The organism is Streptomyces alkaliterrae (assembly GCF_007097205.2).
Taxonomy (GTDB): Bacteria; Actinomycetota; Actinomycetes; order Streptomycetales; family Streptomycetaceae; genus Streptomyces; species Streptomyces alkaliterrae.
In genome coordinates this window covers 1-5,966 of sequence record NZ_VJYK02000325.1, presented here as the reverse complement: position 1 = coordinate 5,966, position 5,966 = coordinate 1, and the positions used below count along the sequence as shown (strand labels likewise).

Annotated in this window: 8 protein-coding genes and 1 pseudogene; 5 read left to right on the top strand and 4 right to left on the bottom strand. The window is 67.4% G+C overall.

What is annotated here, in order from left to right; translation table 11 throughout:
- Together FNX44_RS22720 and FNX44_RS22715 are read left to right on the top strand one after the other, a co-directional pair.
- Window positions 1-462, top strand: a pseudogene (locus FNX44_RS22720) (acyltransferase family protein); the annotation flags it as partial.
- Window positions 455-592, top strand: a complete 138-nt coding sequence (locus FNX44_RS22715) for a hypothetical protein (protein ID WP_153507633.1) — start codon at window positions 455-457, stop codon at window positions 590-592. The pseudogene FNX44_RS22720 and the gene FNX44_RS22715, both read left to right, overlap by 8 nt.
- 56 nt (window positions 593-648) lie before the next feature.
- Here the strand turns inward: FNX44_RS22715 and FNX44_RS22710 are convergent, their stop codons facing one another.
- Window positions 649-1,065 carry a VOC family protein gene (locus FNX44_RS22710; RefSeq protein ID WP_143650651.1) on the bottom strand — a complete coding sequence of 139 codons (417 nt, stop codon included), beginning with the start codon at window positions 1,063-1,065 and terminating at the stop codon, window positions 649-651.
- Window positions 1,066-1,258: 193 nt separating this feature from the next.
- Here FNX44_RS22710 and FNX44_RS22705 point away from each other — a divergent pair, with 193 nt between their 5' ends.
- Window positions 1,259-1,531: a hypothetical protein gene (locus tag FNX44_RS22705; RefSeq protein WP_143650650.1), complete on the top strand. Its 273-nt coding sequence runs from the start codon at window positions 1,259-1,261 to the stop codon at window positions 1,529-1,531.
- Between the two features lie 343 nt (window positions 1,532-1,874).
- On the top strand, window positions 1,875-3,503 hold the full coding sequence (locus tag FNX44_RS22700) for an RICIN domain-containing protein (protein WP_143650649.1): 1,629 nt from the start codon (window positions 1,875-1,877) through the stop codon (window positions 3,501-3,503).
- Window positions 3,504-3,569: 66 nt separating this feature from the next.
- Here FNX44_RS22700 and FNX44_RS22695 read toward each other — a convergent pair whose 3' ends face one another.
- Genes FNX44_RS22695 through FNX44_RS22685 form a run of 3 tightly spaced genes read right to left on the bottom strand, consistent with a single transcriptional unit; the run spans window position 3,570 to window position 5,495 of the window.
- Window positions 3,570-4,358, bottom strand: a complete 789-nt coding sequence (locus tag FNX44_RS22695) for a GNAT family N-acetyltransferase (RefSeq protein ID WP_143650648.1) — start codon at window positions 4,356-4,358, stop codon at window positions 3,570-3,572.
- A gap of 58 nt (window positions 4,359-4,416) precedes the next feature.
- Complete coding sequence (locus tag FNX44_RS22690) at window positions 4,417-4,713, bottom strand: DUF397 domain-containing protein (RefSeq protein WP_143650647.1); 297 nt, start codon at window positions 4,711-4,713, stop codon at window positions 4,417-4,419.
- Window positions 4,710-5,495 (bottom strand): helix-turn-helix domain-containing protein, encoded by a 786-nt coding sequence (locus tag FNX44_RS22685; RefSeq protein ID WP_143650646.1) that lies wholly within the window; start codon window positions 5,493-5,495, stop codon window positions 4,710-4,712. The genes FNX44_RS22690 and FNX44_RS22685 overlap by 4 nt, the downstream gene beginning before the upstream one ends.
- A 167-nt stretch (window positions 5,496-5,662) precedes the next feature.
- On the opposite strand from FNX44_RS22685, the gene FNX44_RS22680 reads away from it, so the two are divergent.
- Window positions 5,663-5,966, top strand: a 304-nt coding sequence (locus FNX44_RS22680) for an ATP-binding protein (RefSeq protein WP_143650645.1), incomplete at its 3' end; no start/stop codon positions are given.

The window sequence follows — 5,966 nt, the reverse complement described above, 5'->3', positions numbered from 1 at the left end:
GCCCCCCTCTTCATGGCCTTCGGCCTCTGGTGGGCCGCCACCCATCCCGGCCACGACGGCATGGACCTCGGCGACATCCCCCTCGCGCAAGCCTTCTGGAGCTTCGGCTTCTGCGTCCTGCTACTGCGCATCAGCCCCCAGTGGGACAGCCTCCCCGGCCGCCTCGCCCGCTACGACAAGATCGTCACCCTCTCCAACAGCCGCGCCGTGACGATCTACCTGTGGCACGAGATGGCGCTCGTCGCCTCCATCCCCCTACTCGACCCGCTGTGGAAGATCCCCGGCGTCTGGCCCGACCACGCGGACCTGCTGACGTCGCTGTACCCACCGCTGATGTTCCTCCTGGTCTGGCCGCTCCTGGCCCTCTTCATCGTGGCCGTCGGCTGGGCCGAGGACGTCGCCGCCAAACGCCGCCCCCGCCTCTGGCCCACGGGCGCGGGTAAACGCGCCCGCCGTGAGTGACGACACGCCCCGGGACTGGCGGGACAACCTCACCTGGGACGTCTTCTGCGTCGGCGCCGGACTCACGTTCACGCTCTCCGCGACCGACGCCGTGCTGAAGGCCGTCTGCGCGGCCTACACCGCCGCCTGAGTGGGCCTGGCGGCCCCACGGCTGCTGCGCGGCCGCCGCAAGCGCCGCCTGGCCGCTCAGGAGACGGAGTTGGACCAGTCGCGGGACGACAGCACCAACAGGTAGCCGTCCGGGTCCCGGACGGTCACACCCCACGTGTCCCAGTAGGGGTTGTGCGCCGGGACCCGCTTCCCGCCGTGCGCTTCAAGCCGCTCCACGAGCGAGTCGGGAACCGGCTCCCCGAGGTAGAGCACCAGAAGATCCTCCGGCGTCGGCTGCGGGTCCGTGGGCGCGGCCGGATCGTGGGTCAGCTCCAGGTGCCAACTCCCCTGCGGCCAACCGACCATGAGCAGCGAGTGCCGCCCCGGCGTCCCGTCCGCCTCGTGCCGGTACAGGACGCTGAGCCCCAGCCCGTCGACCCAGAACCTCTCCGCCGCCCGCAGATCACTCGACGGACGAGCAAGGCGCACATGCGCGGCGGCGTCGAGGGGCATGGGGGGTGACTCCTGAAAGTTGGCCTCGGTGGACAGAGCCGTGTGCCTTGAGCCTAACGAGAGGGCGGCCCTCCTGCGACCTGCGCGTACCGTCTGTGTTTGAGTTATCGCGACCAATCGGACACCCGCACACCGCCGCCAACGACGCGGCTCTCGCAGCGTTGTCCACAGCACGACAGAAGGAGAACGGGGCATGAGCACCACCGCCCGCCGCCGTCCGGGGGAGACCGACCAGAGCACCGCTGCCAGAATCCGCAGGTTCGTCCTGTGGACGCCGGCCAACCCGTATGTCGCCGCCGTGGTGATGGCGGCCTCGGTGTACGCGGGGATCGTCCTTATGCGCGCCTTCTGGTCTTCCTCCGGGAGTCCGATCTTCCAGGCGAGCGACGTCTTTCTTGTCCTTGCCACTTCCTTGCTGGCTCTGCTGGCTCAGCTCTGGCGTGCGAAACGGGAGCGGACCAGGTAGCCGGCACGTGGCCCGGACGAGGATGAGCCCGCCCGCCGATGACGGCGGGCACACCTTCGGCGCGGCGGTTGTCAGGAGTTGAGGCGCCGCAGCGCGTGGGCCCACGCGCTGCGGTGGGGCACCCAGGCACGATCGCGGGGATGTTGCCCCGTTCGAACGCCGGTAGAAGCCCTCTCGGCATGGTCGACAACGGTGGCTCAGCAGAACCCGTGCTGGTAGGACTTCGAGCCAACCATGGTTCGTTTCAGGTAGTGATCGTCGCGGAAGCACCGCCCAGGCGACGACCTTCCCTAGGCTCACTGGGCGCGCCAGGACGTTTCCAGTTCCGCCACGGAAGGATGTCATGCGACCACATCTCAGACGCGCCCTCCACCTGTTAGTGGTGCCGCTCGTCGCGCTCCTCATGCTCGCCACCGGCACCGTTGCCACGGCGCAGACAGCCGACGCGACCGAAGGAGACGCTTGGACATTCACGACATCCAACGGACGCCGACTCGACGTCCAGAACGGCAACACGGGCGACGGCGTGTTTGTCGTAGCGAACAGAACCCCCGGACATCACCAGAACTGGCGGTTGATCCCGCTCGGTCACGGAGAGTTCCAGGTTGCCAACACCGTCACCGGGAAGTGCCTGACCGAGGCCTTCCCGCTGCGTCAGCAGTCGTGCGGAAGGGCCGGACAGGAGTGGCACTTCCGCCCAGTCGTCGGCAAGTCGAACACGTACACGCTGGTACGCCGCACCAACGACCGCTGTCTTGACATCGTGCAGGGCGCCCAGTACTCCGATGCCTGGACGCAGGTGTACCGCTGCAACGGTACTTCGGCGCAGGAATGGACCGTCTCGGCGTCGAAGGCACCGGAGGCCAAGAAACTCGCCACCGACTACTACGCGCGTCTGTGCTCAACCAACACCTCCACCTGCTCCTGGAAGCAGACCTCGGAGGGCGAGCCCGAGGCCCTGCCGCGCAAGAAGGCGTCCTCGGTCTGGTACAACGACACCTCCGAGAAGGTAAGCCAGATCTTCACGACGATCTATCACAGTGGATGGTCGCAGAGCTTCACCTCCGGCGTCTCCGCCTCTGTGGGTGTCTCTGTCCCGATGCAGGCGATGATCTCCGCACAACTGAGCGGGACCGTCACCTATCAGTCGAACGAGACGGAGATCAACGGGGTGGTCGTCGTCGTTCCGCCCAAGCAGTACGGCTGGGTCGACTTCGCAGCCGTGGCGAAGCAGGTCACCGGCACTTGGACCTTCGACAAGGGCGGCTTCCCGTGGACCTCGGAGGGCACGGTAACGGTCCCGGTCGTCGATTCCTCCGCAGGGTCGACGATGTACATCGCGCACACCGGCTCAAACCCGCCGGGTACGACTCCTCCGCAAGAGGGCGGCAAGCCCGAGGCCCAGTCCCTCGCGACCAGTGCCACCAGCACCTTCAACCTTCCCCCCGGCACTCAGCTGGCCTCCCACGGTAAGGGTGTCAAGATCACTGACGCTGATGGCCGCGCCATCCTGACCATGGCCCCGGGCGAAGTGACCGACACTCAGGGCAAGACTTATGAGTACAAGATCTCCGTCACCGGAAACAGACTCACGCAGACGATCGAAGGGGCCCCGGGAGAGACGATCGAAGGCACGGAGAGCATGCCGATCGTTACCCTCGGCCCCGCTTCCTTCCCTTCGTCGGAGCCGAAGAACCCTTTCACCGCTTCGCTGGTCGCGCTGAGGGATTACCCAGTCGAGGTCTGTGACAAGAACAACGACGGACGTTGTGATGAGGCTGAGAAGAAGCAGTACGAGGAGGAGGTGCGCAAGAGAGACGCCGCCTGGAACAAGTGCGTGGGCCAGTGGACGATCGGTACCGCCATCACGGGCACTGCCGCCGGAGCCATCCTCGGGCCCGGCGCGGTGGTAGGGGGTCTTGCAGGCTTCCTCGGTGGCGCCGCCGCCGGTGCGGTCGTGTGCACCTTCTAGCCTGTTTCACTCCGTAACTGGCGGACCCTTGCCCGCGGGGCAAGGGTCCGCCTTGAAACAACCTGTTCAGTCAGGTTGTGGGGTCCAGATGTAGGGGGTGGTGCCGGTGATGGCGGTGAAGCCGAGGCGGCGGAGGATAGGGGCGCTGTCGGGGGAGGCGTCGACGTAGACGTAGCGGTAGCCGGCGGCCGCCGCGAGGCGGGCGCGGGCGGCGACGGTGGCGCGGTAGATGCCGCGTCCGCGCCAGGCGGCGAGGGTCGCGCCGCCCCAGAGACCGGCGAAGTCCGTGCCCGGTTCGACCATCAGGCGGCAGGAGGAGACGACCTCGCCTTCGGTCTCGGCGACGAGGACGGTGACGGTGTCGTCGCCGGAGGCGATCAGTGCGTTCAACTCGTCGGCGAGCCAGGACTTGTCCTCGCCCCACACCTCGGCCTGCATGGCGGCCAGGCGGTGGAGGTCGGCCGGGTCGGTGACCGTGCGGAGTTCGACGCCGGGCGGGAGGACGGGGTCGGAGACGGCGATGTCGTCGGTGCGGGCGACCAGGACCGTCTCGGGTTCGTCCGGCTCGAAGCCCGCCGCGCGGAGGCGGTCGGGGAGATCCGGCGGGAGGTCGTGGGAGCGGGTCTTCCACTCGACGGATTCGCCGCGCGCGGCGAAGTAGTCGCGCTGGCGGGCGATGAGGTCGTCCAGCTCGGCGGGGGGCAGCGCGAGGTCGCGTGGACCGCTCACGAAACCCTGGTGCAGGCCGACGACCCGCACCAGCGGCCCGTCCTTCTCCAGTCGCGCGCCGGCCGGTAGGCGGCCGTTCCAGCCGCGCAACTGCGCGTCGTACGCGGCAAGCAGGTCGTCGTCCATGCGCCCGGACGATACGCCGCCGGGCGCGGGGACGGTTACCGGTTTTTCTTCGCCGGCGTCAGGCCACGTGGGCGGTGAAGGCGGACCAGGTGGAGGGGGAGAGGGTCAGGACGGGACCGTCGGGGTTCTTCGAGTCCCGCACGTGGACGACCGACGGACACGCCGCGACCTCCACGCAGTTCCCGCCCTCGTCGGTGCTGCGGGACGACTTGCGCCAGGCGTAGCCGACCTCGACGCAGGCGCCGCCCTCGTCGCTGCTGTGGCTGGATTTCCGCCAGGCATAGGCGACTTCGAGGCAGTTGCCGCCCTGCTCTGTGCTGTAGCTCGACTTGAACCAGTGCAGTGTGGCGCTCATGTCTCTCCTAGCCGCCGATCCATGAGGTCTCGTGTCTCCTCCACATCGAGAGCCTGAGTTCGCAGCATGGCATACTTCCTCGCCAGCACGCTCACCTGGCTTGGCTCAGAAACGAGTTGACTGCCGCGCTGAGTCTCCATGTAGGCGATGTGTTCGTGATCGGCCGTTTCAAGGAGCACGAACGGTCCTGAGATGCCTGCGTGGGTCGTTCTGCCGAAGGGCATGATCTGGATCGTCACTCCGGGCAGGTCCGCGCATTCTCGTAGGTGCTGCAGCGTGCCCCGCCAGACCTCCTCACCTCCGAGCCGATCCATCAGCACCGCTTCTGAAATGACGAAGCTCAGGTCCACTGGGCTCTCCCGCCTGAGGACGACCTGACGTTCGATCCGAGCTGAGACTCGCTGCTCGATCTCCTCCTGACTCAGGCAAGGGATCTCATTCTCGAAGACGGATCGCGCGTACTCGGGGGTCTGCAGTAGCCCGGGGAGGACTTGGTTCTCGTATGACGAGATCGCTACGGCCTCCGCCTCGCGGTCCACGAACTCCGCCGCCCAGATCGGGTACTTGTCCATCTCCGGCATGTTGTCCACGGCGATGGTGAGGACGCCGCCCGTGTTGAGGACTTCGTCCAGTTGGACGGCGAGTTCGCGTTTCAGGGGCCTGCGGCCCTGCTCGATGGAGGCGATCGTGTCGTACTCGGCGTTGACGCGTTCGGCCAGGCGCTCCTGCGTCAGCCCCGCGTTGCGGCGGAGCTGGGCGAGTTGCGCGCCGACGAGGCGCATCGCCGAGGCGTTCTTCCTTCGTTGGTTGCGGTGTGCGCGTGCGGATGGGTGCATGGTCGGTATAACTCCCCCAACCGGCCTGTACGTGACCGGGAACGACCCGTACAAACGATTTGTACGAGCCAGCTCACGGTCACAGCGTAGTTACCGCCCGCCATGATCGGCGCATGAACGGAGAAGAATCAGTACCGCTGCGCTTCCGTGAACGTTTCTTCCCGCGTGAGCGGGCTTCCGTGCGTCTGGCGCGCGTGTTTGTCGGGCGGGCTCTGCTGGACTGGGGAATCGTCGTCCGGATGGACGATGTGCTGCTGTGCGCGTCGGAGTTGGCGGCGAACGCCGTGCGGCACGGGGTTCCGCCGGGGCGCGGTTACGGGGTGCGGTTGTGGCGGGAGCGCGGTGGGTCGCTGTATCTGGAGGTGCACGACAGCGGGGGCGGGGTTCCCCGGCTGCTGCGGGAGCCGGGACGGGACT

Bases quoted from the DNA above. Each gene is read 5' to 3' on its own strand.
- FNX44_RS22710 (WP_143650651.1), bottom strand. From the start codon at position 1,065: ATGCCCCTCGACGCCGCCGCGCATGTGCGCCTTGCTCGTCCGTCGAGT.
- FNX44_RS22705 (WP_143650650.1), top strand. From the start codon at position 1,259: ATGAGCACCACCGCCCGCCGCCGTCCGGGGGAGACCGACCAGAGCACC.
- FNX44_RS22700 (WP_143650649.1), top strand. From the start codon at position 1,875: ATGCGACCACATCTCAGACGCGCCCTCCACCTGTTAGTGGTGCCGCTC.
- FNX44_RS22695 (WP_143650648.1), bottom strand. From the start codon at position 4,358: ATGGACGACGACCTGCTTGCCGCGTACGACGCGCAGTTGCGCGGCTGG.
- FNX44_RS22690 (WP_143650647.1), bottom strand. From the start codon at position 4,713: ATGAGCGCCACACTGCACTGGTTCAAGTCGAGCTACAGCACAGAGCAG.
- FNX44_RS22685 (WP_143650646.1), bottom strand. From the start codon at position 5,495: ATGCGCCTCGTCGGCGCGCAACTCGCCCAGCTCCGCCGCAACGCGGGG.